Origin of the sequence: Nocardioides sp. Soil777, assembly GCF_001428425.1 — a bacterium.
Classification (GTDB): domain Bacteria; phylum Actinomycetota; class Actinomycetes; order Propionibacteriales; family Nocardioidaceae; genus Nocardioides; species Nocardioides terrigena.
On record NZ_LMSN01000019.1, the window covers coordinates 338,392 to 363,224 of the forward strand.

The window sequence follows — 24,833 nt, forward strand, 5'->3', positions numbered from 1 at the left end:
GCTGCCTGGTCCGCACGGTCCGGGTGCCTGAGAGGTTCCGGGGAGGAATTGCCCCTTCGGCGCTTGCCCGTCCGAAGCCGGGCGAAGACTCTCCCGTGCGGGATCATCAGCAGGTCTGAATCTACCAGCGTGTTGTCGCACGTCTCAGTCGGCGGCGCGGCGTGGTGTCAGACCGGTCCTGCCGCGGCCGTCCGCCGGGCCGGGTGGCGGCGGCCAGCGCAGGCTGGCGGCCTCTGACATTCCGACCGACCTGCCATCCGTCGTACGCCGCCAGTCTCCGAGGCCACAAGGAGTTGGAGCGTCGTCCCGCGCGCCACTGGCGGCGCCCGACAGTCCGATCGTCCGGGCATCCGTCGTACGCCGCCAGTCATCGCCACCGCCATGAGGGACTCGTGCCCTCGCCCCAGGTCCTCGTCGCCGGCCCCGTCTCGTGGAACCGCATCGTCCACCTCGACGCGCTCCCCGAGCCCCGACCGCACACCGTCTTCGCCCGCGGCCACGTCGACACGGTCGGGGGCACCTCGGCCGGCAAGGCCCTCAACCTCGCCGCCCTGGGCGCCGACGTCACCCTGGCCACGGTGCTGGGCGAGGACTCCGAGGGTCGACTGGCCCGCGCGGCCCTCGACCGGGACGGCATCACCCTGCTCGCGGAGACGTCACGGGTCGGCACCGAGCAGCACCTCAACCTCATGGACCGCAACGGGGGCCGGGTCTCGATCTACCTCCGGCTGGCAGGTCCGGTGGACACCCCGCTGCACGGTGCGGCACTCGCGGCGGCGCTCGCCACCTGCGACGTCGCCGCCATCGATCTCGCCGACCACTCACGCCCGTTGCTCGGGCGTGCCCGGTCCGCCGGCCGGCCGGTGTGGTGCGACGTCCACGACTACGACGGGACGGCCGACTTCCACCGCGACTGGGTGGAGGCGGCCGACGTGCTGTTCCTCAACGACGACGGCCTGGAGGATCCGCTCCCCTTCATGCGCTCCCGGGTCGCGGCGGGGACCTCGCTGGTGGTGTGCACCCAGGGCTCACGCGGGGCCACGGCGGTGACTGCCGCCGAGGAGCTGCACGTGCCCGTCGCGCCGGTGACCCACGTGGTGGACACCAACGGAGCAGGGGACGCGTTCTTCTCCGGGTTCCTCGTGGCCACCCTGGGCGGTCACGGACTCGCCGCGGCCATGGAGTGCGGTCACCGGCAGGCCGCGGCCTGCCTGCGCTCCCCCGGCCTGGCCCCGGACGGCCCGGCCCCGCGAAGCGGCTGACGACGTACGACGGGCCCGGAGCGTCTGCTCCGGGCCCGTCGTCGTGTCTGTGGTGGTGCGCTCAGCCGGTCTGGCGTGCCGCCCGGCGAGCGGCCAGCTCGTCGCTGGGCGACGGAGCCTCCTCGGCGGTGCGCTCGCTGGGCAGCTCGGCGAGGGTGCCCTCGATCTCCCGCCACACACCGCCGATGGCGATGCCGAAGACGCCCTGGCCGCCCTGGAGGAGGTCGATGACCTCGTCGTTGCTGGTGCACTCGTAGACGCTGGCGCCGTCGCTCATCAGCGTGACGCGGGTGAGGTCGTCGGTGCCGCGCTCACGCAGGTGGGCGACCGCGGTGCGGATCTGCTGCAGCGAGATCCCGGCGTCGAGAAGCCGCTTGACGACCTTGAGGATCAGGATGTCGCGGAAGGAGTAGAGCCGCTGCGTGCCGGAGCCGGAGGCGCCGCGGACGGTGGGCTCCACGAGGCCGGTGCGGGCCCAGTAGTCGAGCTGGCGGTAGGTGATGCCGGCGGCGTTGCAGGCGGTGGGCCCGCGGTAGCCGGTGTCGCTCGGGAGCGGGGAGACGTCGTCGGTGAAGAGCAGGCCCTGCTCGTCGGCCTTCTCGACGGCGTGGGCTGCCTCGGCACCCACGCGGTCCTGCTCGTTCTCGTTCACAGCCACGGCGACCCTCCAACGGTCTTCACCCGCTGGGCGTAACTCCGGGGAAGGCAGCTGCGGGGAAGGGCAACCACACGGGTGGAGTTACAGCGGAGGACTTCACCGTATGCCTGTGGTGGAGGGTGGTCAATCGTGGCGGCGGCGTGTCGCAACCCTCAACCTCAGGCTGAGGGTGAGGGTCCAGGCTGCTCGAAGTCCTCCGGGGAGACGTGGTCGAGGAACTCTCGGAAGGCCTCCACCTCGTCCTCCTGCTCGGCGGGGACGGCGAGGCCTGCCTCGTCGAGGACCCCGTCGGCACACACGATCTTGGTCCCGGTGCGGAGCGCCAGGGCGATCGAGTCGGACGGGCGGGCGCTGACGACCTGACCGGACTCGAAGACCAGCTCGGCGTAGAAGACGCCGTCCTTGACGTCGGTCACGCGCACCTCGCTGAGCGTCTGACCGGTGGCCTCGAGGACGTTCTTCATGAGGTCGTGGGTGAGGGGCCGCGGGGGCACCACGCCCTGCTGGGCGAAGGCGATGGCCGTCGCCTCCACCGCCCCGATCCAGATGGGCAGGTAGCGCTCGCCGGATGCCTCACGCAACAGCACGATGGGCTGGTTGGAGGGCATCTCGACGCGGACTCCGATGACGTCTACTTCGCGCACACCATCACCCTACTCCCGGTCCAAGACCCACCGGCGCGGGCGGTCAGCGACGCTGCAGGCCGGTCTTGACGAGGGTCGCGTGCAGCCGCACCGAGAGGGCGGCGATCTCGCTCACGGCGTCGGCCGCACGGCCGCGGGCGCCGGCGTCCCGGCCACGCTCGAGGGGCGCGACGACCTGCTCGACGAGCCCGACCTCACGGTCGGCGGCGGTCTTGAACGCCCGCAGGTGGCGCGGCTCGAAGCCGAAGTCGGCGAGCTCGCGGGCCGTCTGGGCGACCACGAGCGCATCCGTGTCGTAGTGGCGCGTGCCGGTGCGCGGTGCGATGAGACCGAACTGCTCGAGCTGGGTGAGCAGCTCGTCGGAGACCTCCGCGATCTTGAGCAGCTCCATCCGCGAGAGGCGGACGTCGCTGGTGCGCGCGAAGGACGCGGGCGACGGCATGCCGTCGGCGGCCAGGGCCACCTGCGGCACGGTCGGGACGACGCCCTCGATGGGCGGCGGCTCGAGGCCTCGGTCGATGGCGTCGAGGTGCTCGCCGATGACCTTGAGCGGCAGGTAGTGGTCGCGCTGCATGCGCAGGACGTAGCGCAACCGGTCGACGTCGTCGGAGGAGAACTTGCGGTAGCCGGCGGGCGTGCGCTCCGGCTTGATCAGGCCCTTGTCCTCGAGGAAGCGGATCTTGGGGATGGTGATCCCGGGGAAGTCACCGCGCAGCTGCTCGAGGACCTGCCCGATGTTCATCCGGCTGCGTGGGACCGCCCCGGACGCTGGTCCCGAGGACGCCGGAGTGGAGGAGACCGACACCGGTCAGCTGCCCGCGGCGCCGGAGAAGAACACGAGTCGGTACTTGCCGATCTGGACCTCGTCGCCGTCGGTCAGCTGCACCGAGTCGATGCGGTCGCGGTTGACGTAGGTCCCGTTGAGGCTGCCCACGTCACTGACGGTGAAGTCGTTGCCGTTGCGGCGGAACTCCGCGTGACGGCGGGAGACGGTGACGTCGTCGAGGAAGATCTCGCTCTCGGGGTGCCGGCCGGCACCCACGAGGTCGGCGTCGAGGAGGAAGCGGCTGCCGGCGCTGGGACCGCGCTGCACCACCAGGAGCGCGTGACCCGCGGGGAGCGCGTCGACCGCGGCGGCGTCCACGGGGCTCAGCTGCCGGTCGGACGACTCGGTGCTCGGCACCCCGAAGGTGATGGTCGCGGTCGCGTCACCGGCGGCACGGCCGGCATCGGCGGACGCGGTGCCCGCCTCGTCGGCGGCCACCAGTCGGGTCCCGCACTGGGCGCAGAATCGCGCGTCGTCCGGGTTCTGCTTGCCACAGGCGGTGCAGAACGGCATGGAACCCTCCTCGGGGGCTGAGACCTGGTGGAACGGGGATCGCAAACCCTCAGGCAGGGCCTGAGGTTGACGGTTGTGACGAACCTACCAGCCGGTCGCGTGCCCGCAACGGCGGATCACGCGAGTCGGTGGACGGTCGGTGACCCTCAGCCCTCGAGCCCGGCCTGGTAGGCCGCGGCGTCGAGGAGACCCTCGACCTGGGAGGCGTCGGACGGCACGAGCTCGAACAGCCAGCCGGCGGCGTACGGGTCGTTGTTGACCAGCTCCGGCGTCGCGTCGAGGGACTCGTTGCGGGCCACGACCTCACCGGTCAGGGGCGCGTAGACGTCGCTCACGGACTTGGTCGACTCGAGCTCGCCGCAGGTGTCGCCACCGGTCACCTGGTCCCCCACCTCGGGGAGCGACACATAGACGATGTCGCCGAGGGCGTCCTGGGCGAAGTGCGTGATCCCGATGCGGACCGAGCCCTCCGCCTCGCCGGGGATGCGCACCCACTCGTGCTCGCTGGTGTACTTCAGGTCCTCGGGATACACGGTGTCTCCTCGGTTGCTGGTCGGTGCACAGGCAGGTTACTGGCCCGTGTCGGCTTCGGCGTTGACGGGTCGCACGAACTCGCGGACGCTCTCGATGTCGATCGACTCGAGCTCCTCGACCTCCACCGTGGCGCCGTCGTACTGCTCGAGCGTCTCGATCGGGCCGCCCGCGAAGGAGAGCCCGCCGTTGAGCGAGTGGGGGTCGCCGATGACCTCGATGACGTACGGCGGCTCGAGCAGGTTGCCGTCGAGCTCGATGCCACCGACGGCCTCGTTGAACGAGCTCTGCGCCACCACCCGGTGCTCGTCGTTGAACTCGATGGCCTCCGCGTCGGCGGTGCGCATCTCCTGCACGATGTCCAGCAGCGACCCCACGCTCACCGGGCCGGCGCCCTCCTCGATGGTGATCCGGATGCCCGGGCCCGTGACCGGCACCAGGCCGGCGATGATGTTGAGGGTGCGGGCTCGCTCCTGGGTCTGGGACAACGCGGCCTCGCGGCTGGTGTTCTCGGACTGGAGCTCGTCGCGCGTCTGCTCGAGACGGTCCCGCTCGCGGCGGGCGCGCTCGGCGGTGCCGGTGAGCGCGTTGAGGATCTCGATGAGGTCCTGCTCGCGCAGCCCCGCGTAGGTGTTGTCCTGCTCGGTGTTGCGCACCTGCACGATGGCCGTGAAGCCGAGCACGGCGAGCAGGACGGCGACCACGACCTGGGCGCGGGACCCGTGGCGCAGGGTGGAGGCCAGCCGCTTGCGACCCGCGTCCTCGTCCTCCGGGCTCGGGCGCGCCTCGTGGCGGGGCTTCGGCTGCTCAGGCATGGAAGAGGTGGCGCCGGATGGCGGCGACGTTGGAGAAGATGCGGATGCCGAGGACCACGACCACCCCGGTCGACAGCTGGCTGCCGACCCCGAGCTTGTCACCCATGTAGACGATGGCGGCGGCGATGACGACGTTGCTGATGAACGACACGACGAAGACCTTGTCGTCGAAGATCCCGTCGAGGAAGGCCCGCAGGCCCCCGAAGACGGCATCCAGCGCGGCCACCACGGCGATGGGCAGGTAGGGCTCGAGGCCCAGCGGCACGTCGGGGGCGAAGACGAGGCCGGCGAGCACGCCGAGGAGCAGTCCGAGCGCTGCGATCACGGCGTGACCTCCTCCTCCGTCTTGCTCGGGTTGCCCGAGGTCCCCTCGGTGACGTCACGCAGGGTGCGCAGCGTGCTGGCGGGGAGTCGCACCATGTTGACATTCTCGGCCTCGTAGCCGAAGTCGAGGCCGTTGACGAGGCCGAACCACGCCTGGCCCTGGCTGGTCTCGAGCAGCCTCGCCTGGAGGGTCGCGTTGTCGCCGATCGCCTCGACGACGTACGGCGGGGTCAGCGGCTGGCTGTTGACGTGGATGGCTCGCCCGGTGTTGCGGATGCCGGCGAGCGCGGTCAGCCGGACGCCGTTGATGGCGATCGCCTCGGCCCCGGCCTGCCACAGGCCGTCCACCAGGGTCGCGAGGTCCTCGTCGCGGACCTCGTCGTTGGGGTCCTCGCTCTGCGGGTTGGTCACGGTGATCCGGACGCCCTCGCCGCGCACCGGGACGAAACCGGTGCGCACCTCGAGGCGGCGTACGCGGGTCTCGAGGTCGTCGGACTGGGCGGCCAACGTCTCGTTGCGCTCCTCCGCGGCGAGACGGGCGTCGGAGAGGCTGCGGATCTCGCGCTGCAGGTCGGCCACCTCGTCACGGCCGGCGTCGATCTGCGAGATCAGCGTGGCCCGGCCGAGCTCCTGCACGTCGGCGTCGCGCGAGGTCTGGACACCGGCGACGGCGACGAGCAGCCCGAAGGCACCCACGACGGCCAGCGTCGTCCACCCCCGGCGCGAGGAGCCCGTGGGCTCGCTGCCGCGCTCCGCCTTGCGGTCGGCCACGTGGGCGTAGTCCTCGTCCATGGAGCGCGTCGTGATGAGAGCGAGCAACGGCGTCGTGACGTGCTCGGGCAGGTCACGCGGCCGCTCCGGAGCGGACTGGTCAGGCATCGCGTCGCTCACGGGGTGGTCGTCGCTCGGTGTCGCGCAGCAGCATGCGGACCTGCCAGGCGTAGAGCACGCCGGCCCACCAGTAGAGGCCGATCCCCCAGAACGCGAAGGCCCACCCGAACACGCGGGCGAGCATCGGGATCGCACCCTCACCGTCCCCCAGGAGCAGCAGGGGGAAGGCGTAGAGCAGGTTGAACGTCGCGGCCTTGCCCAGGAGGTGCACGGGCAGTGCGCTGTAGCCGCGGGTGCGCAGGATCGGCACCAGGCCCCACAGCAGGAGGTCGCGCAGCGGCAGGATGATCGCCACCCACCACGGGATGATGTCGCGCAGCGCCAGCCCCACGACGACCGCGAGGATGTAGAGGCGGTCGGCCACGGGGTCGAGGATCTCCCCCAGCGCCGAGTGCTGGTCGAGCCTGCGGGCGAGGTAGCCGTCGAGCCAGTCGGTGACCCCCGAGACCATGAGCAGCACCAGCGCCAGCGCGTCGGCCTCGGGGACCAGGACGAGCCAGAGGAAGACGGGCACTCCCGCGAGCCGGACCATGCTGAGCAGGTTGGGAATCGTCCACACGCGTGAGCGGTGGGTCTGCTCCTGCACGGAATCGCCTGCCATCGGGTGAGTCGGGACCAACTGGCGCTCACCCTATCCAGCGGTGGTGGCGCGCGAGGTCACGACTCGACCACCGTTGTCCCGGCCTCGTGGTGGGAGCCGTCCCGGATCACGCCGACCAGCTCCTCGAGGACGTCCTCCAGGGTGACCAGACCGAGCACCTCGCCGTCGCGTCGTACGACGCGGGCCATGTGGGCGCCCCGTAGCTGCAGGCTCTCGAGGGCCTCGTGGAGCAGGTCGTCGGGGCCGACCGTCGCGAAGGGCCGCACCCACTTGTCGTCGATCGGCCGCTGGCGACGCTCCTCGTCGCTCTCCAGGACGTCCTTGATGTGCAGGTAGCCGAGCAGCTCGCCCTCGGCGTCCGCGACGGGGAACCGGCTGAAGCCGGTGGCCGCACAGATCGTCTCGACGTCGGCCGCGGTGGACCCGCGAAGGACCGTGGACAGTCCCTCCACCGGCATCAGCACGGTCGTGACCGTCTTCTCGGTGAAGCCGAGGGCGCCGGCGAGGCGGTCGTACTCGTCGGCGGCGATCATGCCCTCGCCGCGCGACTCCTCGACCAGGGCCGCGACCTCCTCGCGGGTGTAGCTCGAGCTGACCTCGTCCTTGGGCTCGATCCGGATCAGGCGCAGGATGCCGTTGGCGGCGATGTTGAGCAGCAGGATGACCGGCCGGAGCACCGTGACGACCACCATCATCGGCGGACCGAGCACGAGCGCGGCGCGGGTGGGACCGGCCAGGGCGATGTTCTTGGGGACCATCTCGCCCAGCACGACGTGCAGATAGACGACGATCGACATGGCGACCACGAAGGACACCGGGTGCAGGGCGGCGTCCGGCACCCGCATCGCGTGGAACAACGGCTCGAGCAGGTGGGCGACGGCGGGCTCGCCGACGGCACCGAGGCCCAGGGAGCAGATGGTGATGCCGAGCTGGGCTCCGGCCATCACGAGGGAGACCTGCTCCATCGCGCGCAGCGCGGTGCGACCGGCCCGCGACCCGGCTTGGGCGAGGGGCTCGATCTGGCTGCGCCGGGCCGACAGCAGGGCGAACTCGGCCCCGACGAAGAACGCGTTGAGGGCGAGCAGGACGACGGCGACCGCCACGCCGGTGAAGTCACCCACGGTCGGTCACCTCCCCCGCGGTCGTGCCGGACAGGTCGTCGGACAGCTCGTCGAGCGTCACCAACCTCAGCTCGACGCGGTCGATGCGCAGGCCGTCCATCCGCTCCACGGTGAGCGTGGCGAGGTCCTCCCGCGGCTCGTCGGGGTCGGACCGGTCCGGCACCGGCACCTCGACGCGGTCGCCGGCCTGCGGGATCTTGCCGAGGCGCTGCATGACGAGCCCACCGATGGTGTCGTAGTCCTCGTGGTCGGGCAGCTCGATGCCGGTGGCGTCCTCGACCTCGTCGGGCCGCAGCAGGCCCGACAGGCTCCAGGCGCCGTCGCGACGCTGGCGAGCCCGGGCACCGAGGCGGTCGTGCTCGTCGGAGATGTCTCCGACGATCTCCTCCACGACGTCCTCGAGCGTGACGATGCCGGCGTGGCCGCCGTACTCGTCCAGGACGATGGCCATCTGGAAGCCGTCGCCGCGGAGCAGCGCGAGCAGCGGGTCGAGCCGGAGGCTGTCGGGGACCACGGTCGGCTTGACCATGATGTGCTTGATGCGGGTGGTCGCACGCTCGTGGACGGGCAGCGCGACGGCGTGCTTGACGTGGACGGTGCCGACCACGGTGTCCTCGGCGTCGAGCACCGGGAAGCGGGAGAGGCCGGTCTGCCGGGCCAGCTCGATGACCGCGCTGGCCCGGTCGCCCTCCTCCACGGTGGTGGTGCGGACGCGGGGCGTCATGATCTCGCCGGCCGTGCGGGTGCCGAACTCGACGCTGCGCTCCATGAGCTCGGCGGTCTCGTGGTCGAGGGTGCCCTGGTCGGCGGACCGCTGCACGAGGGAGGCGAGCTCCTCGGAGCTGCGGGCGGAGCGGAGCTCCTCCTGGGGCTCGATGCCCATCCGGCGCACGAGCGCGTTGGCGGAGTTGTTGAGCACCCGGATCGGCCAGCGCGTCACCGCGGTGAAGCCGCGCATGAAGCCCTGGGTGGCCCGCGCGGTCTCGAGGGGCTTGGCCAGGGCGAGGTTCTTGGGGACCATCTCGCCGAAGAGCATCGTGAGGACGGTGCCGAGGGTGAGGCCGATGGCCACCGAGATGGGCGACACCCATCCCCCGGGCACGCCCGCGGCCGTGAGCGGGTCGCGCACCAGGGTGGCGATGGCCGGCTCGGCCAGGAAACCGACGGCCAGGTTGGTCACCGTGATGCCCACCTGGGCCCCGGAGAGCTGGGTCGACAGCGTCTTGAGGGCGTTCTGGACACCGGCCGCAGCGGCGTCGCCACCGCTGGCGGCACGCTCGACGGTGGCCCGGTCGACGGTGACGAAGGAGAACTCCGCCGCCACGAAGAGTCCGCAGATCGCGATCAGGGCGAGCGACACGAGCAGGAGCAGCCAGGGGGTCACGACGCGCCCCCGGGAGCACGACGCTGACGCGCGGGCGAGATCAGGAAAACGGTCGTGCGGCGACTTTGATAGCCGTCCATGGGGGTCTGTGGACGCCCTTCCATCCGGGTGCTGGCAGTGCTTCGCCGTCAAGCCTAAGCGACACCTGCCCACATCGCCGCGTCGCTTTGGGCGAGGGCCGTCGGGCCCCCTACTCTGGGGCACTCGGATGGGGGCGACCAAGGGACACCATGCAGGCGTGGATGCGGAGCGGGACGGCTGTCCTGGCGGCGACACTCGTGGTCTGCTCGGCCGCGGCGGGCCTGGCCCGCTCCTCCGAGCCGGTGTCCGGCGTCGTACCCGTCGCGTCGGGGACCGACCGCCTCCCCGTCCCCCCTGACGCCGGTCCGGTCTCGCGCGGTGGCAGCCGCGACACACGTCCGAACGTCGTCTTCGTGATGACCGACGACATGCGCGACGACGACCTGCGGTGGATGCCGGAGACCCGGCGCCTCATCGCCGACCGCGGGCTCGACTTCACCGACGCCGTCTCCCCGCACCCCCTCTGCTGCCCCGCGCGGGCCGAGCTCGTCACCGGGCAGTACGCCCAGAACAACGGCGTCCAGCACAACGCCGGTCCCTTCGGCGGCTTCCAGGCCCTCGACCCCACCCACGAGGTCAGCTCGTGGTTCGGCCGGGCGGGCTACCAGACCGGCTTCGTCGGCAAGTTCCTCAACGGCTACACCGCCGCGGACACCCGCCCGTCCGGGTGGACCCACTGGGACGCCCTGGTCTCCGGCGTCTACGACTACCTCGACTTCTCGTTCGCCGACGACGACGAGAGCCCCGCGGTCTTCGAGGACAGCTACGTCACCGACGTGATCGCCGAGCGGACCAACGACACGGTCCGCCGCTTCGCCCGCCGGGACGAGCCGTTCCTGCTCTACTCCTGGCACCTGGCCCCGCACTACCGCCTCGACGGGGGCAAGCCCGTCCCACCGCCGAGCGCGCCCCGCGACGCCGACCGCTTCGCCGACGCCATGCCCCCGTCGCTGGAGGACCCGTCCTTCAACGAGCGGATGGTCCTCGACCAGCCCCGGCCCTTCCGCAACCGGCGCGAGGCCGACCCGCAGGTGGTGATCGAGGAGCACCGCGCGCGCCTGCGGGCCCTGCAGTCCGTCGATCGCGCGGTCGCCTCCCTCGTCGACACGCTGCGCGAGACCGGCGAGCTCGAGAGCACGGTCATCGTCTTCACGTCCGACAACGGCTACTCGCTCGGGGAGCACCGCTTCATCGGCAAGAACGTCCTCACCGACCCGGTGCTGCAGGTGCCGCTCCTCGTCCGGGGACCCGGCATCGCGCCGGGAACCACCTCCGAGCTGCCGGTCACCCTGGTCGACCTGCCGGCGACCTTCGCGGCCATCGCCGGGGCGTCGCCGTCGTGGGCGGTCGACGGCACCTCCGTCGTGCCGACCCTGCGTGGCCTCGACCAGCCCTTCCGCGACACGACGCTCGTGCAGACCGGTGACGACGGGGGCGACGGGTGGGCCTACCGGGGCGTGCGCACCGATCGCTACCTGTACGGCGTCAACGGGGCCGACGCGTTCCTCTACGACGACGACCTCGACCCGGACCAGCTGGTCAACCGCATCGACGACCCGGCGTACGCCTCGGTGCGAGCCGCCCTCGAGGACCGCCGGAGCAGCCTGATCACCTGTGCCGGCTGGCTGTGCAACCAGACCTTCGGCGCCCTGCCCGAGCCCGTCACGCCGCCGACCGGTCAGGATCAGTAGTCCGTTCGGGCCATCTCGGACCAAGGGATCTTTACCTTGGTAACAACCGCCCTAGCCTCGTCCCCGTGCCAGGGAAGAAGGGGCGGAAGCCCCGGGACAAGAAGCGGGAGAAGCCGTCGCGCGGCATCCTCTCCGGTGCCGAGCGGCACCTCGTCACCCGCTTCTCCTACGGACTGACCAAGGACCTGGTCCGCGACGTACGCCGTCGGGGCGCCGACGCCTGGTTCGCCGAGCAGCTCTCGCCCGGCAAGGTCGGCGACGCCGCCGGCCAGGAGGTCGACGGCTGGTGGCCGTCGCTGCAACGCTCCCCGCTGGACCTGTGGCAGCGCACGCAGAGCGAGGTCGAGCCGGGCTGGATGGTCATGGAGGACTACATGCGACGGGCGCTGGTGCGCCGGGTGAGGTCCCGCCGCCAGGTGCTCGAGGTGATGACGGAGCTCTGGGAGAACCACTTCCACGTGCCCGTCGCCGCGGACGGCGTCTTCACCCACCGCGTGGCGTACGGCGACGCGATCCGCTCGCGGGCGCTCGGGAAGTTCAGCGACCTGCTGTTCACGGTGGTGACCCACCCGGCGTTGGGGATCTACCTGGACAACGCCACCTCGACCGCGTCGCGGCCCAACGAGAACCTCGGCCGCGAGCTCCTCGAGCTGCACACGGTCGGTCGCGGGCTCTTCACCGAGGCGGACGTCAAGGACTCGGCCAGGATCCTCACCGGCTGGCGCGTCGACGTCTGGAAGACCTTCGCGGCGTCGTACTCCCCCGACGCCCACGCGACCGGTCCCGTGACCGTGATGGGCTTCAGCGACCCCAACCGCTCCGCCGACGGGCGTGAGCTGACCCGGCGCTACACCGACTACCTCGCCCACCACCCTGCGACGGCGAAGCGCATCGCCCGGCGGCTGGCGGTCAAGTTCGTGCGCGACGAGCCTCCGCAGGCCCTGGTCGACCAGCTGGCCAAGCTCTACCTCCAGCACGACACCGCGATCGTCCCGGTCCTGAAGGCACTCGTCGCCTCGCCCGTGTTCAAGGCCTCGCGCGGCACCAAGGTCCGCGACCCCGCCGAGGACGTCGTGGCCACCTACCGGGCCCTCGGCGTGAAGCTGCGCCGTCCGGCCACCCACGACTCCGCCGCCGAGGCGATCCTGTGGCAGACCGACGGCCTGGGCGGACGGCCCTTCTCGTGGAGCCGGCCCGACGGAGCCCCGATCACCAACGCCGCGTGGGCGTCGGCCGGCCGGATGGCCGCGTCGTTCGGCATGCACTGGGCGATGGCGGGCGGATGGTGGCCCGCCAAGGACGTCTCCTACCGCTCCGCGCGCTCGTGGCTGCCGGCCAAGTCCGTGCGCTTCGACGACCTCGTCGACCACCTCTCGGAGCGGATCCTCTTCCGTCCGGCCAGCAACCAGATGCTCAAGGCCTGCTGCCAGGCCACCGGCCTGCGCCCGGGCACGAAGATCACGAAGTCCCACGACCTCGTCGCGTGGGGCATGCCCCGCCTGCTCGTCACCCTGCTCGACTCCCCCGCCCACATGACCCGGTGATGTGACATGACGACCGTCCAGGACTGCTGCACCGAGTTCGCCCAGAGCCGCCTGTCCCGCCGCACCCTGCTCGGCACGGCGGCCGGCGTGGCCGGCCTGTCGGTCGTGTACGGCGGCGCCGAGGTGCGCGCCTCGGCCGCGGCCTCCAGCCCCGCACCGTCGGTGCTCGTGGTGGTGTCGATGCGGGGTGCCGCCGACGGACTCTCCTTGGTCGTCCCGCACGCCGACCCCGTCTACTACGCCGCCCGGCCCGGCATCTCGATCGCCGCCGACCAGCTGCTGGCCCGCGACGGGATGTTCGGCCTGCACCCGTCCCTGGCTCCCCTGCTCCCCCTCTGGCAGTCCGGTCGCCTGGCGGCCGTGCACGCCACGGGACTGCCCGCTGCCAACCGCTCGCACTTCTCGGCCATGGAGGAGATCGAGGACGCCAGCGCCGGCTCCTCGACCCGCGTCGGCTGGCTCAACCGGCTCATCGGCCTCGACGCCCTCACCAGCCCGGTGCAGGGCATCGGCCTCGGCAGCGGCGTCGTACCCACCTCGCTCGCCGGCCCGTCACCCGCCATGTCTGCCTCGTCCCTCGACAAGCTGACGATCCCCGGCGAGGAGGACGGCCAGGCCGCGCGGCGGCGGGCCAGCCTCAAGACCCTGTGGGGCTCCGACAGGTCGGTGCTGGGGACGGCTGCCCGCGACACCTTCACGGCCGTCGACACCCTCGCCCCGGTGGTGGCCGGCTCGTCGACCCCGACCGGCGGTGCGACGTACCCCCGGGGCGACCTCGGCGACGCGCTCGCCCACGCCGCGCGCATCATCCGCGGCGACGTCGGCGTCCAGGTCATCACCGTCGACCAGGGTGACTGGGACATGCACACCGGCATCGGGACGCTCGAGTGGGGCAAGCTCAAGGACCACGCGGCGACCTTCGCGTCGGCACTGGCGGCGTTCTTCGCCGACATCGGGTCCTTCGGCGACAAGGTGACCGTCGTGTGCCTGAGCGAGTTCGGCCGACGGGTCGCGGAGAACGCCAACTACGGCCTCGACCACGGCCACGGCAACGTGATGTTCCTGGCCGGCGCGGGTGTCCGGGGAGGCCGCTACTACGGCACGTGGCCGGGCCTCGCGCACGGCGCGGACGCGGACCTGACGGTCACGACCGACTACCGCAGCGTGCTGACCGAGGTCGTCCGGACGCGTTTCGGAGCCGACTCCAGCCGGGTCTTCCCGGGCTTCGTCGGGCCCTCGCTCGGCACCATGGCCTGACGCCCCGCCGCACGCCCGACCTGATTGTCGATCGAGGCAACTGCTGGGGTAAGGTTTCGCTCGCTCATCACGCAGGTGATGGGTGTTCGGGCTGTAGCGCAGCTTGGTAGCGCACCTGACTGGGGGTCAGGGGGTCGCAGGTTCAAATCCTGTCAGCCCGACCGAAGATTCGTCGCCCTGATCTGCATCACTGCGGGTCAGGGCGTCGTGCTGTGCGAGGTCTCTGTCGGAACTGACGGTCGGGGCGCTATCCCGATCGTGCTATGTCCCGGGTGGCCTGCGCGCGGGATCCTGAGTAGACGGCCGAGGCGTCTCTAGTCAGGAGCTCACGTGAAGCGAATCACCAGTCTGGGAGCCCTGGTAGCAGGGCTGGTCGTAGGTCTCGCCGCTCCGCCGGCACTCGCGGCGCAGGGCACGCTTGCTGGGACGTGGTCGTCCATCGACACCGACGGGAGCAGCCAGACACTGACCGTCACCGGGTCCGGCAACGGCGCCTACGCGATGTCCCTCTTCGACGATGCCGCCACCTTGTGCGGCGGCGCTCCGGCACGGGCGACGGGGTCCGGCCGCGTGGAGGAGGACCGGCTGCTCTCACGAGTGTCGGTGGTCTGCCTTCCCGGAGGCAACCTCCTGCGTGGTGTGATCGGTATCGGTTACACCTACGACGCAGGCGCCGACACGCTGACGGACGACTTCGGCGTCGTGTGGTCCCGCGGATGACCCACGGTCGGGCGGGCGACCTGCGCTCGTCCCGGTCGGCCCTCCGCCCCTCGGCGTCGAAGTCGAGCTCGGTGAACATGCTGCGCACGTGCCCCTCCACGGCCTTGACGCTCAGGTGCAGCTCCTAGCGGAGACCCGCGTTGGTGAGGCCAAGCCATCAGCTCGAAGACCTCGCGCTCACGTGCCGTGAGTCGGTCGAGCGGATCATCGCGGCGGCGCCTGGCGGGGTCGACGCCGGGCATCGCTCCCACGTCGGCGTCCACAGTCGCCCGTCACGTCGTCGTAGGAGGATCGGTCCTTCCCCCATTCTGGTGGTCCTGACGCGCTCCCCTCACACGGGGACGACGTCAAGATCAGACTGACGGGACACCGGCGGATCTGAGGGGGGCGCGCGTGGACGAGCACGTCACCCCTACCCCCGTCCGGACGCGGCGAGCCAGCACGCCGGCCTCCGCCCGGACGCCCGTTCTGATGTACCACAGCGTGGCGGCCGCGGCGTCGCCGGCGTTCCGGACCTTCGTGACCGACCCTGCTGTCTTCCGGGACCACATGGCCGCCCTGGTGGACGCCGGCTACGCGGCGACGACCGTGAGCGACCACGTCTCCGGGACGCGCACCGAGCCGGGCGACCGGGGAGTGGTGCTGACCTTCGACGACGCCTTCCAGGACTTCCACACGACAGTCCTGCCCGTGCTGGCCGACCTGGGTCTGAGCGCGACGCTCTACGTCCCCACGTCGTACGTCGGGCGGACCAGCCGGTGGCTGCAGCCCGACGGCGAGGCGGACCGACCGATGATGTCGTGGTCCGCCGTCGCCGAGGCCGCGGCGTCGGGGGTCGAGATCGGCAGCCACAGCCGGACCCATCCCCAGCTCGACCGGCTCCCGGGCGACCGGGTGCGTGCGGAGGTGCGCGACTCGAGGAGCCTGCTCGAGGACCAGCTCCAGCAGGAGGTCCGGAGCTTCGCCTACCCGTTCGGCTACCACGATGGGTCCGTCAAGCGCGCGGTCGCGGAGGCCGGATACCTGTCGGGCTGCGCCGTGCGGGACCTGCTCAGCACGACCGACGACCCGTTCGCGATCAGCCGGCTGACCGTCACACACGACACCGACGCAGCCGCGCTGCTCGACCTCCTGGACCGCCGGAGCGGTCTGCTGGACGAGGTCCGGTCGGCAGCCCGGGCGCGGGTCTCCCGCGCCCTGCGCCGGGTGGGAGCCAAACGCCGCCATGCTGCTGCGTCGTGGGACGAGGACTGACATGGCGACACCTCCCACGACCACCGCTCGACAACCGTCGTCGTCGTTGCTGCTCGTGACCGTCGGCTCTGACCACCACCCCTTCGACCGGCTCATCGACTGGGTCGACGGCTACCTCGACTCCCGGCACCACACCGACCTGCGCTACGTCACCCAGCACGGGGCCGCGCGTCGACCGCGGCTCGGCGAGCACCATACGTTCCTCGACCACGACCGCCTCCTGCAGCTGCTCGGGGAGGCGTCCGCCGTGGTCTGCCACGGTGGACCGGGCACCCTGCTGGAGAGCCTGCGCTGCGGTCGCATCCCGATAGCCGTGCCCAGGCAGAAGCGCCTCGGCGAGGTCGTCGACGACCACCAACAGGCCTTCTGCGAGTTCCTCGCGCAGCGGCAGCAGGTCCTGCTCGCGGACACCGAGGCGACGCTTCACCAGCTGCTGGACCGGGTGCTGGGCGCCCCCGGTGCCTTCACGGCCCGCAACCCGACGTACGACACGGAGCACGCGGCGACCATCGAGAGGTTCGCGGAGCTGGTCGACCACTGCCGGCCGGCCGGGCGGGGTCAGCTGCTCACCTCGTGGCGACCGCGGCGACCCGGGAGGGTGTGACTTCCCCGAGCCCCCCGGTCGGGAGTTCATCCTCTCCGGATGAGGCGCCGCACCTCTCCCCCGCCCGAGCATGGGTGACGACCAGGGAGGTCGACATGTGTCGTTGGCTGGCGTACTCAGGGTCCCCGGTGTCCCTGGAGGACCTGCTGTTCAAGCCCAAGAACTCATTGGTGGTCCAGAGCCAGCACTCGAAGCTGGGGGCGACCACGACCAACGGGGACGGCTTCGGGGTGGGGTGGTACGGCGCCTCGGCCCGACCGGGCGTCTTCCGGAGCATCGAGCCGGCGTGGAACGACCGCAACCTGCGGGAGCTGTCCGCCCTCGCCAGCTCACGGCGGGTCTTCGCGCACATCAGGGCGTCAACGGGCTCGGCCGTGCAGCAGACCAACTGTCACCCGTTCCGGTACGGCAACTGGCTGTGGATGCACAACGGGGTGATCGCCGGGTTCCACGAGATGAAGCGGGACCTGGCGATGGCGGTGGAGCCGACCCTGTTCCCGGAGATCGAGGGGTCCACCGACTCGGAGATGCTCTTCTTCCTGGCCCTCACCTTCGGCCTGGCCGACGACCCGCCCGCGGCGGTGGCCCGGGCGGTCGGGCTGGTCGAGGCCACCGCCCGGACGCACGGCGTCGAGTTCCCGGTGCAGATGACCGTCGCGACCACCGACGGCGACACGACCTGGGCGTTCCGGTACTCCAGCGAGGGCCGGTCCCGTTCGTTGTTCCACAGCACCGACGTGTCGACCCTGCGCGAGCAGCACCCCGACAACCCCGTGCTGCACGCGCTGTCCGAGGACTCCCGTCTGGTGGTCTCGGAGCCCCTGGGCGACCTGCGGGGCGCCTGGCGCGAGGTGCCCGAGTCGTCGGTGCTCACCGTCCACGGGGACGGGGAGCAGCTGAGCGACTTCGCCCCCATCGACCTCGGGTAGCCGGCCCGACAGCGCCCCGACCGGGGCACCGACCCCGGCAGCGCGATCCGGTCCGCAAGAGGCACGTCCGGGGTGTGCCGGTGCCCCACCTAGGCTCGCGGCATGACTGATCAGACGATGGCGGGCCGCACGGTCCTGGTGACCGGGGCGAGCGACGGGATCGGGGCCGAGGCCGCGCGCGTGCTCGCCGGCAAGGGCGCGACGGTGCTCGTGACCGGACGCTCCGCCGACAAGCTGCGTCCCGTGGCCGAGGCGGTCGGCACCGAGCCGCTGGTCGCCGACTTCGCCCGTCTGGACGACGTACGACGCCTCGCGTCCGAGGTGGGCGAGCGGGTGGAGAGGCTCGACGTGCTGATGAACAACGCCGGCGGCACCATCTCCCCGAAGAAGCGGACCGCTGACGGCCATGAGCCCAACTTCCAGGTCAACCACCTCGCACCCTTCCTGCTGACCAACCTGCTCCGGCCGCAGCTCGCGGCCGCCGGCTCGTCGCTGGTCGTCAACACCTCGAGCGTCGGCAACCTGATCGGCAAGATCGTGCTCGACGACCTCGACTACGAGCACCGGCGGGCGATCGAGTTCCCCGCCTACGGCACCGGCAAGCTGATGAACATCGTCTTCACCCGAGGCATCGCCCAGCGCTGGGCCGACGACGGCATCGTCTCGGTGGCGGTGCACCCCGGTCCGGTGGGCAGCTCGTTCGGGCGCGACTCGTGGCTCGTCGGCCTGCTCTACCGCTCACCGCTCAAGCGTTTCGCCACCATCAGCGTGCCCGAGGGCGCGGCACCGCTGATCGCCCTCGCCGAGCGGGGTCCCGACCCGGCCGTCAACGGCCGCTACTGGAGCCAGTTCAAGGCCGACGGGCGTGAGAACAGGCAGGCGAGCGACCAGGCGATCATCGAGGGCCTCTGGGAGCGGTCCGCCGCGCTGGTCGGCCTGGCCTGAAACGGACGCGGCACCCGCTGGTCCGACAGCAGCCGCGGCTCCGGACAGGAGGTCGTGCGCGCCGTCAGTCGCGCAGCCCGGCCTCGAGCTCGGCGAGCGCCTCGTCCAGGCCGGTCCTCGGCGACCATCCCCAGCGTCGGGCCCGGTCAGCCATGATCCGCCCGGTCCACGCGGGACCGTCCTCCCACACCGGCTCGACGCCGAGGGCCCGGGTCACGGTCCCCAGGTAGTCGCGTTGCGTGGCCACCTCGGCGGCCACGTTGACCGCGGTGCACCCGCCGGCCACCGGTCCGGCCTCCGGGTCGTCGGAGGTCGCCACCGCACCGACCGCGACGTCCGCCGCGAGGTCGGCCAGGTCGTCGACGTGGACCCAGTTGAAGGACTGCTCGGGGATCGAGCGGCGCGCGCGCTCGTCGTCGCGGACGTGCGCCGGGCGCACCGAGTTCCAGACCGAGGTCTCCCCCGCGCCGAGGATCGCCGGCGGTCGCAGCAGCACCCGGGTCGGGCCATCGACCTCGGCCAGGGCGAGGTCGACGTCGCGCTTGACCACCGCGTAGTCGCCGGCGTCGTCGGGCGCGAGGGCGGCGTGCTCGTCCACGTCGCCCAGCCCGGGGCTGCGGTCGTAGACCGCGGCGGTCGAGACGTGCACGAGCCGCTCGACACCGGCGTCCGCGGCGGCCCTGGCGATGACGAGCGTCCCGTCGAGCCCGACCTTCCGCTGGCTCTCGCCGTCCCCGCCGAGGGGATGCACGGTGGTGACGAGGGCGTCGGCGCCGGCGACCACCTCGGCGGCGTACGCCGGGTCGGCGAAGTCGCCGACCCGCTCCTCGACGCCGGGGAGGTCCGGTGCCGTGCCGGCGCGGCGTACGACGGCGCGCACGGTCGCGCCGCGCTCGCTGAGGGCCGCGACGATGCGGCTTCCCACCAGGCCGTTGGCCCCGGTGACGACGACGGACGAGGGGGACGAGGTCGGGTCGGTCATGGCCCCACGATGTCAGGCGGAGTAGAACGTCTCCATGAGCAGACCAGTCATCGTCGTGGTGGGAGCGGGTCCGGGGGTGAGCGGGTCGGTGGCCCGCCGTTTCGCCGACGAGGGGTACGACGTGGGGTTGCTGGGGGTGGACCGCCAGGTGCTCGACGACCTCACCGCCGACCTCGAGGGCCGGGGCGCCACCGTGCTGCCGGCGCAGGTCGACGTCACCGACACCGCCGCTGCCACGGCGGCTGTCCGGGCCGCGGGTGAGGCGTGGGGGCGGATCGACGTCCTGCACTTCAACCCCAGCGCCTACCGGGAGAAGGATCCGCTGGAGCTCACCGTGCCCGAGCTGCTCGAGGACGTCGCGCTCGGCGTCGGCGCCCTGCTGACCGCCGTACAGGCCGCGCGGCCGTTCCTCGCTGCCGGCAGCCGGATCAGCGTCACCGGGTCGATGGCCGCCGACCGGCCGTGGCACGGCGCGGCGTCGCTCGGCGTGCAGAAGGCCGGGGTCCGCAACCTCGTGCGCAGCCTCGACGACGCCCTCGCACCGGAGGGGATCCGGGCGGTGTCCCTCACCGTGCGGGGCACTCTGGCGCGGGAGGGCGCCTTCACGCCCGACCGGGTGGCCGACGCGATCTGGCGCGCGGTCACCACCGGCGAGGAGGAATGGGCCAGCGAGGTGCCCTACGCGGGCTGAGTGCGCAGGACCTTCTCCATGGGGCGGCCCTTCGCCACCTCGTCCACGAGCTTGTCGAGGTAGCGGATCTTCTGCATGAGCGGGTCCTCGACGTCCTGCACCTTCACGCCGCAGACGCTGCCCGTGATCGTGGACGCGAGCGGGTTGAGGCGGGCGTCGGCGAAGAAGTCCTCCAACGTCGTGCCGGCCTCGAGGTGGTGGGTCAGCGCCGCCTCGTCGAAGCCGGTGAGCCACTCGATCACCTCGTCGAGCTCGGCCTTGGTGCGGCCCTTGCGCTCCACCTTGTTGACGTAGTGGGGGTAGACCGACGCGAAGCTCGTGGTGAAGATCCGGCTCATCCACGAGAGCGTAGTCTCGCGCCACATGGCCGACAACGTGCTCTGGATCATCAGCGACGACCAGCCCCGCTCGACGTTGCGCAGCATGGACCGGACGTGGACGCGCCTGGTCGAGAAGGGTGTCCGCTTCCGTCGCGGCTACACGGCGATGCCGTGGTGCGGTCCGGCCCGTGCCTCGATCCTGACCAGCCGCTACCCGCACGACCACGGCTGCCCGGACAACCAGACGCACCAGCCCTTCGTCGCCCAGGGACACGACCGCGACACCGTCGCGACCCGGATCCGCGGCGCCGGCTACGACACCGGATACTTCGGGAAGTACATGAACGGCCTCGGCGAGGACCCGGAGTACGTCGCCCCCGGCTGGGGCCGCTGGGTGGCCACGGTGGGCAAGCGCGGGCAGGTCAACGTCGACGGGGAGCTCCGCGACCTCGACGGCCAGCGCCCGGCCGACGCCTTCGCCGCGGAGCGGCTGCGCACCTTCGTCGAGCGGCACCGCGACACCGGTCCGTGGTTCGCGGTGTGGGGGCCGTCGATCCCGCACGACCCCTACCGCCCCAGTGCCGAGCACCGGCACGACTTCGACGGCGTCACCTGGGACCCGCCGGCCCTCAACGAGGCCGACATGTCCGACAAGCCCAGCTGGCTGCGGGGCCTGCCCGCGCAGGACCCGGACCGGATGAGGGACGTCCGCGAGGGCAAGCTCGAGGAGCTTCGGGACCTCGACGACGAGATCGGCCGGCTGCTCGACGTCCTGTGGCGGACCGACCAGCTGAGCCGGACGTGGGTCTTCTTCGTCTCCGACAACGGCTACCTCCTCGGGGAGCACCGGCTCTTCCGCAAGGAGCAGCCCTACGAGGAGTCCGCCGGCATCCCGTACGTCGTGCGCGGGCCCGGCGTCGCTCCCGGCACCTCGAGCGCGTTCGTGTCCCAGGTCGACCTGATGCCCACCGCGCTCGACATCGCCGGACTCGACCCGGACGAGGGTCGCGAGCTCTCCGGCCGCTCGATGCTGCAGCCCCTGCGGACCGGCGACTGGTCCTCGTGGCGGCGCCGACTGCTGGTCGAGAACACCAACCTCGACTGGGCGATGCTGCGCGAGGGTTCCGAGGCGTACGTCGAGCACCACGAGACCGACGAGTGGGAGCTCTACGACCTGGCCGCCGACCCGCACCAGCTCGCGAGCATCGCGGACGCCGACGTCACGGAGCAGTCGGCGCTGGTCACGGCGATGCGGCAGGCCCGCGGCCGGGCGCTGCGGGACCTGGAGGAGTAGCGCTACTCCCCCGCCGGGCCGGTGTGCGGCGTGCCCGCGTCCGGATGGTCTGGGGCACCGGGCTTTCCCGCGTCGGCGTACGACTGCACGACCGAGACGTTGAGCGGGAAGTCGATGCTGAGGTCACGGAAGAGCAGGCCCGCGGCGGTCGAGGCCGCCGCGGCTGCCTGGGCGGCGACCTGGTCGGCGAGGGCGGCCGGGGTGTGCACGACGACCTCGTCGTGGAGGAAGAAGACCAGGTGCGGCCGGTCGACCAGGCTCCCGGCGGCACCCAGCCCCCACAGCCGGTTGCGCAGGTCGGCGATCCAGCACAGCGCCCACTCGGCACCGGTGCCCTGCACCACGAAGTTGCGGGTGAAGCGCCCGTAGGCCCGGCGGAGACGGGCCTGGCCGTCAGGATCCGGCGGACCGTCGTCGACCACCCGGTCCCACACCTCGCCGAGGCCCGGCGAGCCCCGTCCCAGCAGCGTGCGCACCACCTGGCCGTGCTCGCCGGCCCGGGCCGCGGTCTCCACGAGCCCGAAGGCGTCCGGGTAGCGGCGGGTGAGGCCGGCGACCATCCGGCCGCTCTCGCCGCTGGTCGCGCCGTACATCGCACCGAGCAGGCCGAGCTTGGCGTCGTTGCGGCTCGCCACCGCACCGTCGTCGACCATCCCCTGGTAGAGGTCCGCACCACGGGCGGAGCGGGCCAGCGCCCGGTCGCCGCTCATGCCGGCCAGCACCCGGGGCTCGAGCTGGGCGACGTCGGCGACCACGAAGGTCCAGCCGTCGTCGGCCACCGCTGCGGGTCGCACCTGCACCGGGAAGGACAGCGCTCCCCCGCCGTTGGAGGACCAGCGTCCGGTGCTGGAGCCGGCCGGCTGGTACGACGGCCGGAACCGGCCGCCGCCGACCCACTGGTCGATCCACGTCCACCCGTTGGTCTGGAACAGGTGGGCCAGCTGCTTGTAGCGCAGCAACGGTTCGATGCCGGGGTGGTCCAGCGCGCGCAGCGAGGAGGCCCGGGTGTCCGTGACCTCCAGGCCGGCGCGGCGCAGCGCGGCCAGCAGCTCGGGACGCGAGTCCGGGTTGAGACCGGGTGCCTCGAAGGCCCGGCGTACCTCGGCGACCAGGGCCTCGAGCCGCTGCGGCCGGGCCCCGCGCGGCGGCCGGGGACCGAGGAGGTCGGCGAGCAGGCGCTCGTGCACGTCGACGCGCCACGGCACGCCGGCCCACGTCATCTCGGCCGCGACGAGCGCCCCCGCCGACTCGGCGGCGAGCAGCAGGCCGAGGCGGGCGGCCTCGCCGGACGCGGCGACGGTCGCCCGCTGCCGGGCGTCCTCGACGTCGGCGCGCAGGTGCTCGGCCGTGTCGTCGACCGAGAAGAGCGTGGGGTGCGAGGGCGTGCTCGGCCCCAGCCGGTCCCAGTGCTCCGCGTGCTCGCCCTCCATCAACCGCTGATCCGCCGCCGGTGCCCGGCGCAGGATCCGTCGCCCGAGCCGCAGGTCGTGACAGCGCGTGATCCTCACCCCGGCGGTCAGCAGGGGCGGGTACCACCGCACCGTGTCGTCCCAGACCCAGCGGGGCGCGTCGGCCTCCCGCTCCGCGACGTACGACGGGAGGTCGGCCAGGGCGAGCTCGCGCTCGACGTCGCCGTCCACGACGAGCACCCGCTCCTCCGGCAGGCGCGAGAGCGCGACGCGGGTCATCGGGTCCGCCTCACCACGGGCGGGACGGGACGCTGCCCCGCACCCGATCCCTCATGGCCGCGAGCGTGCCACACGCGACCGACGCTGCTCCCGCGGCGTACAGGAATCTCTCCGTGTGTGCGGTCCCGACGAGTGTGCGTGGAAGCACCCCTTACCCGGCGCAGGTGGTGCTTCCACGCACACTCGTCGTCACGGCCGGGCCACCGTGCCGGCGTGGTGGAGCTCGACGCCGGTCGCGGCGTCGGGCGACGGCCGGACCGTGCCGAGGCGCGGTCGCAGGAGGTCCGGAGGCCCGGCCCTCGGTAGGTTGAGCCGCGTGAGCGTGGAGACCGGGACCGGGCGGCGCAACGCCCGGATCGGCCTCCTCCAGGTCTGCGCGGCCGGCGTCCTGTGGGGCACCGGAGGGCTCGTCGTCACCCTCCTGCACGACCGCGACGGACTGGGGGCGATGACGGTCAGCGCCTGGCGGATGGCCCTGGCGGCCGTGGCCCTGGTCGCCTTCGCCGCGGTGACGGGCCGTGCCCGCACCGTCGTGGAGACGATGCGCACGCACCCGGTGCCGGCGGTCGTGGTCGGCTGCGGCACCGCGCTCTACCAGGGCCTGTACTTCGTGTCCGTCCTGCTCGTCGGCGTCAGCGTCGCGACCGTCGTCTCGCTCGGGCTCGCACCGGTCCTCGCCGCGTCCTGGGAGCACCTCGCCGCACGGACCCGCCCGTCGCGGCGCGAGGTGGGCGTCCTCGCCGCCGCCCTGCTGGGCCTCGTGCTCATCAGCGCCTACGCCGGTCACGGTGCCGGACCGGCTGCGGAACGACCCACCCTCGGGCTGCTCCTCGCGGTCGCCTCCGGGACGACGTACGCCGCGACGACGGTGCTCGCCCACCGGCTCGCCCAGCACGTCGACCCGGTCGCCCTCACCACCTGCGCCACGGGCGCGGGTGCGGTCGTGCTCGCGCCGTTCCTGGTGATCGCGGCGGCCACGCAGCGCCCCGTGGTCCCGACGGACGCCGGGTCGTGGGCGCTGCTGGTCTACCTCGGTGTGGCCACGATGGCGCTGTCCTACGGGCTGTTGTACGCCGGGCTGCGCACCACGTCCGGTTCGGCGGCCACCGTGGCGACGCTGGTCGAGCCCTTGTCCGCGGCCGCCCTGGCCGCGGTGGTGCTGGGCGAGCGCCTCGCCTGGCCCGCCCTCCTCGGCGGTGCGCTGATCCTCGCCGCCGTCGTCGCGCTCCGGCCCGCCGAGGAACAACCGGTGCCTGCGTGAGG

Annotated in this window: 26 protein-coding genes, 1 tRNA gene and 1 riboswitch; of the genes, 13 read left to right on the forward strand and 14 right to left on the reverse strand. The window is 72.2% G+C overall.

Going from position 1 to position 24,833, the window contains the following annotated elements:
* Positions 1 to 5 precede the first annotated feature (5 nt).
* A riboswitch (glycine riboswitch) is annotated at positions 6 to 106 on the reverse strand.
* A 286-nt stretch (positions 107 to 392) separates the two neighbouring features.
* Positions 393 to 1,262, forward strand: a complete 870-nt coding sequence (locus ASG88_RS19985; protein ID WP_056889194.1) for a carbohydrate kinase family protein — start codon at positions 393 to 395, stop codon at positions 1,260 to 1,262.
* A 61-nt stretch (positions 1,263 to 1,323) separates the two neighbouring features.
* Here ASG88_RS19985 and ASG88_RS19990 read toward each other — a convergent pair whose 3' ends face one another.
* The 11 genes from ASG88_RS19990 to ASG88_RS20040 form a co-directional block, all read right to left on the reverse strand.
* Positions 1,324 to 1,914 carry a MerR family transcriptional regulator gene (locus ASG88_RS19990; protein ID WP_056889195.1) on the reverse strand — a complete coding sequence of 197 codons (591 nt, stop codon included), beginning with the start codon at positions 1,912 to 1,914 and terminating at the stop codon, positions 1,324 to 1,326.
* A gap of 164 nt (positions 1,915 to 2,078) precedes the next feature.
* Positions 2,079 to 2,564 (reverse strand): bifunctional nuclease family protein, encoded by a 486-nt coding sequence (locus tag ASG88_RS19995; RefSeq protein WP_056889196.1) that lies wholly within the window; start codon positions 2,562 to 2,564, stop codon positions 2,079 to 2,081.
* A gap of 43 nt (positions 2,565 to 2,607) precedes the next feature.
* Positions 2,608 to 3,306 carry a MerR family transcriptional regulator gene (locus tag ASG88_RS20000; RefSeq protein ID WP_056889197.1) on the reverse strand — a complete coding sequence of 233 codons (699 nt, stop codon included), beginning with the start codon at positions 3,304 to 3,306 and terminating at the stop codon, positions 2,608 to 2,610.
* 66 nt (positions 3,307 to 3,372) lie between these two features.
* Complete coding sequence (locus ASG88_RS20005; RefSeq protein WP_056889198.1) at positions 3,373 to 3,903, reverse strand: FHA domain-containing protein; 531 nt, start codon at positions 3,901 to 3,903, stop codon at positions 3,373 to 3,375.
* 146 nt (positions 3,904 to 4,049) lie between these two features.
* Positions 4,050 to 4,436 carry a glycine cleavage system protein GcvH gene (gcvH, locus tag ASG88_RS20010; protein WP_056889199.1) on the reverse strand — a complete coding sequence of 129 codons (387 nt, stop codon included), beginning with the start codon at positions 4,434 to 4,436 and terminating at the stop codon, positions 4,050 to 4,052.
* A gap of 36 nt (positions 4,437 to 4,472) precedes the next feature.
* Positions 4,473 to 5,249 carry a DUF881 domain-containing protein gene (locus ASG88_RS20015; RefSeq protein ID WP_056889200.1) on the reverse strand — a complete coding sequence of 259 codons (777 nt, stop codon included), beginning with the start codon at positions 5,247 to 5,249 and terminating at the stop codon, positions 4,473 to 4,475.
* On the reverse strand, positions 5,242 to 5,574 hold the full coding sequence (locus ASG88_RS20020) for a small basic family protein (RefSeq protein WP_056889201.1): 333 nt from the start codon (positions 5,572 to 5,574) through the stop codon (positions 5,242 to 5,244). Before ASG88_RS20020 ends, ASG88_RS20015 begins: the two co-directional genes overlap by 8 nt.
* On the reverse strand, positions 5,571 to 6,464 hold the full coding sequence (locus tag ASG88_RS20025) for a DUF881 domain-containing protein (protein WP_056889202.1): 894 nt from the start codon (positions 6,462 to 6,464) through the stop codon (positions 5,571 to 5,573). Before ASG88_RS20025 ends, ASG88_RS20020 begins: the two co-directional genes overlap by 4 nt.
* Entirely contained in the window at positions 6,445 to 7,065 is a 621-nt protein-coding gene (locus ASG88_RS20030; RefSeq protein WP_056889203.1) for a CDP-alcohol phosphatidyltransferase family protein, read from the reverse strand. The genes ASG88_RS20025 and ASG88_RS20030 overlap by 20 nt, the downstream gene beginning before the upstream one ends.
* 56 nt (positions 7,066 to 7,121) lie before the next feature.
* A complete protein-coding gene (locus tag ASG88_RS20035; protein ID WP_056889204.1) occupies positions 7,122 to 8,186 on the reverse strand; it encodes a hemolysin family protein in 1,065 nt (354 codons plus the stop codon).
* Positions 8,179 to 9,570, reverse strand: a complete 1,392-nt coding sequence (locus ASG88_RS20040; protein ID WP_056889205.1) for a hemolysin family protein — start codon at positions 9,568 to 9,570, stop codon at positions 8,179 to 8,181. The genes ASG88_RS20035 and ASG88_RS20040 overlap by 8 nt, the downstream gene beginning before the upstream one ends.
* A 230-nt stretch (positions 9,571 to 9,800) precedes the next feature.
* Here ASG88_RS20040 and ASG88_RS20045 point away from each other — a divergent pair, with 230 nt between their 5' ends.
* The 9 genes from ASG88_RS20045 (at position 9,801) to ASG88_RS20085 (ending at position 18,595) form a co-directional block, all read left to right on the forward strand.
* Entirely contained in the window at positions 9,801 to 11,342 is a 1,542-nt protein-coding gene (locus ASG88_RS20045) for a sulfatase (protein ID WP_056889206.1), read from the forward strand.
* Between the two features lie 65 nt (positions 11,343 to 11,407).
* Complete coding sequence (locus tag ASG88_RS20050) at positions 11,408 to 12,886, forward strand: DUF1800 domain-containing protein (RefSeq protein WP_056889207.1); 1,479 nt, start codon at positions 11,408 to 11,410, stop codon at positions 12,884 to 12,886.
* A gap of 6 nt (positions 12,887 to 12,892) precedes the next feature.
* Complete coding sequence (locus tag ASG88_RS20055; RefSeq protein ID WP_056889208.1) at positions 12,893 to 14,143, forward strand: DUF1501 domain-containing protein; 1,251 nt, start codon at positions 12,893 to 12,895, stop codon at positions 14,141 to 14,143.
* Positions 14,144 to 14,230: 87 nt separating this feature from the next.
* A tRNA-Pro gene (locus ASG88_RS20060) sits at positions 14,231 to 14,304 on the forward strand.
* Positions 14,305 to 14,473: 169 nt separating this feature from the next.
* The gene (locus ASG88_RS20065; RefSeq protein WP_056889209.1) at positions 14,474 to 14,863 is read left to right on the forward strand and encodes a hypothetical protein; all 390 of its coding nucleotides are present in this window, start codon (positions 14,474 to 14,476) and stop codon (positions 14,861 to 14,863) included.
* A 471-nt stretch (positions 14,864 to 15,334) separates the two neighbouring features.
* On the forward strand, positions 15,335 to 16,117 hold the full coding sequence (locus ASG88_RS20070) for a polysaccharide deacetylase family protein (RefSeq protein ID WP_056889210.1): 783 nt from the start codon (positions 15,335 to 15,337) through the stop codon (positions 16,115 to 16,117).
* 1 nt (position 16,118) lies between these two features.
* Complete coding sequence (locus tag ASG88_RS20075; RefSeq protein WP_056889211.1) at positions 16,119 to 16,721, forward strand: glycosyltransferase; 603 nt, start codon at positions 16,119 to 16,121, stop codon at positions 16,719 to 16,721.
* 128 nt (positions 16,722 to 16,849) lie between these two features.
* A complete protein-coding gene (locus ASG88_RS20080; RefSeq protein ID WP_200956513.1) occupies positions 16,850 to 17,650 on the forward strand; it encodes a class II glutamine amidotransferase in 801 nt (266 codons plus the stop codon).
* A gap of 102 nt (positions 17,651 to 17,752) precedes the next feature.
* A complete protein-coding gene (locus tag ASG88_RS20085) occupies positions 17,753 to 18,595 on the forward strand; it encodes an SDR family NAD(P)-dependent oxidoreductase (protein ID WP_200956514.1) in 843 nt (280 codons plus the stop codon).
* A 64-nt stretch (positions 18,596 to 18,659) separates the two neighbouring features.
* Here ASG88_RS20085 and ASG88_RS20090 read toward each other — a convergent pair whose 3' ends face one another.
* On the reverse strand, positions 18,660 to 19,577 hold the full coding sequence (locus ASG88_RS20090) for an NAD-dependent epimerase/dehydratase family protein (protein WP_056889213.1): 918 nt from the start codon (positions 19,575 to 19,577) through the stop codon (positions 18,660 to 18,662).
* Positions 19,578 to 19,611: 34 nt separating this feature from the next.
* On the opposite strand from ASG88_RS20090, the gene ASG88_RS20095 reads away from it, so the two are divergent.
* A complete protein-coding gene (locus tag ASG88_RS20095) occupies positions 19,612 to 20,268 on the forward strand; it encodes an SDR family oxidoreductase (RefSeq protein ID WP_056889214.1) in 657 nt (218 codons plus the stop codon).
* Here ASG88_RS20095 and ASG88_RS20100 read toward each other — a convergent pair.
* Positions 20,256 to 20,606 carry a DUF2200 domain-containing protein gene (locus tag ASG88_RS20100; RefSeq protein ID WP_056889288.1) on the reverse strand — a complete coding sequence of 117 codons (351 nt, stop codon included), beginning with the start codon at positions 20,604 to 20,606 and terminating at the stop codon, positions 20,256 to 20,258. The two genes, ASG88_RS20095 and ASG88_RS20100, sit on opposite strands and share 13 nt — an antisense overlap.
* Positions 20,607 to 20,631: 25 nt before the next feature.
* Here ASG88_RS20100 and ASG88_RS20105 point away from each other — a divergent pair, with 25 nt between their 5' ends.
* A complete protein-coding gene (locus ASG88_RS20105; protein ID WP_056889215.1) occupies positions 20,632 to 21,882 on the forward strand; it encodes a sulfatase-like hydrolase/transferase in 1,251 nt (416 codons plus the stop codon).
* A gap of 2 nt (positions 21,883 to 21,884) precedes the next feature.
* Here ASG88_RS20105 and ASG88_RS20110 read toward each other — a convergent pair whose 3' ends face one another.
* A complete protein-coding gene (locus tag ASG88_RS20110) occupies positions 21,885 to 23,570 on the reverse strand; it encodes a bifunctional 3'-5' exonuclease/DNA polymerase (protein ID WP_082600790.1) in 1,686 nt (561 codons plus the stop codon).
* A gap of 316 nt (positions 23,571 to 23,886) precedes the next feature.
* Between ASG88_RS20110 and ASG88_RS20115 the strand changes: the two genes are divergently transcribed.
* On the forward strand, positions 23,887 to 24,831 hold the full coding sequence (locus ASG88_RS20115) for a DMT family transporter (protein WP_056889216.1): 945 nt from the start codon (positions 23,887 to 23,889) through the stop codon (positions 24,829 to 24,831).
* Positions 24,832 to 24,833: the final 2 nt, after the last annotated feature.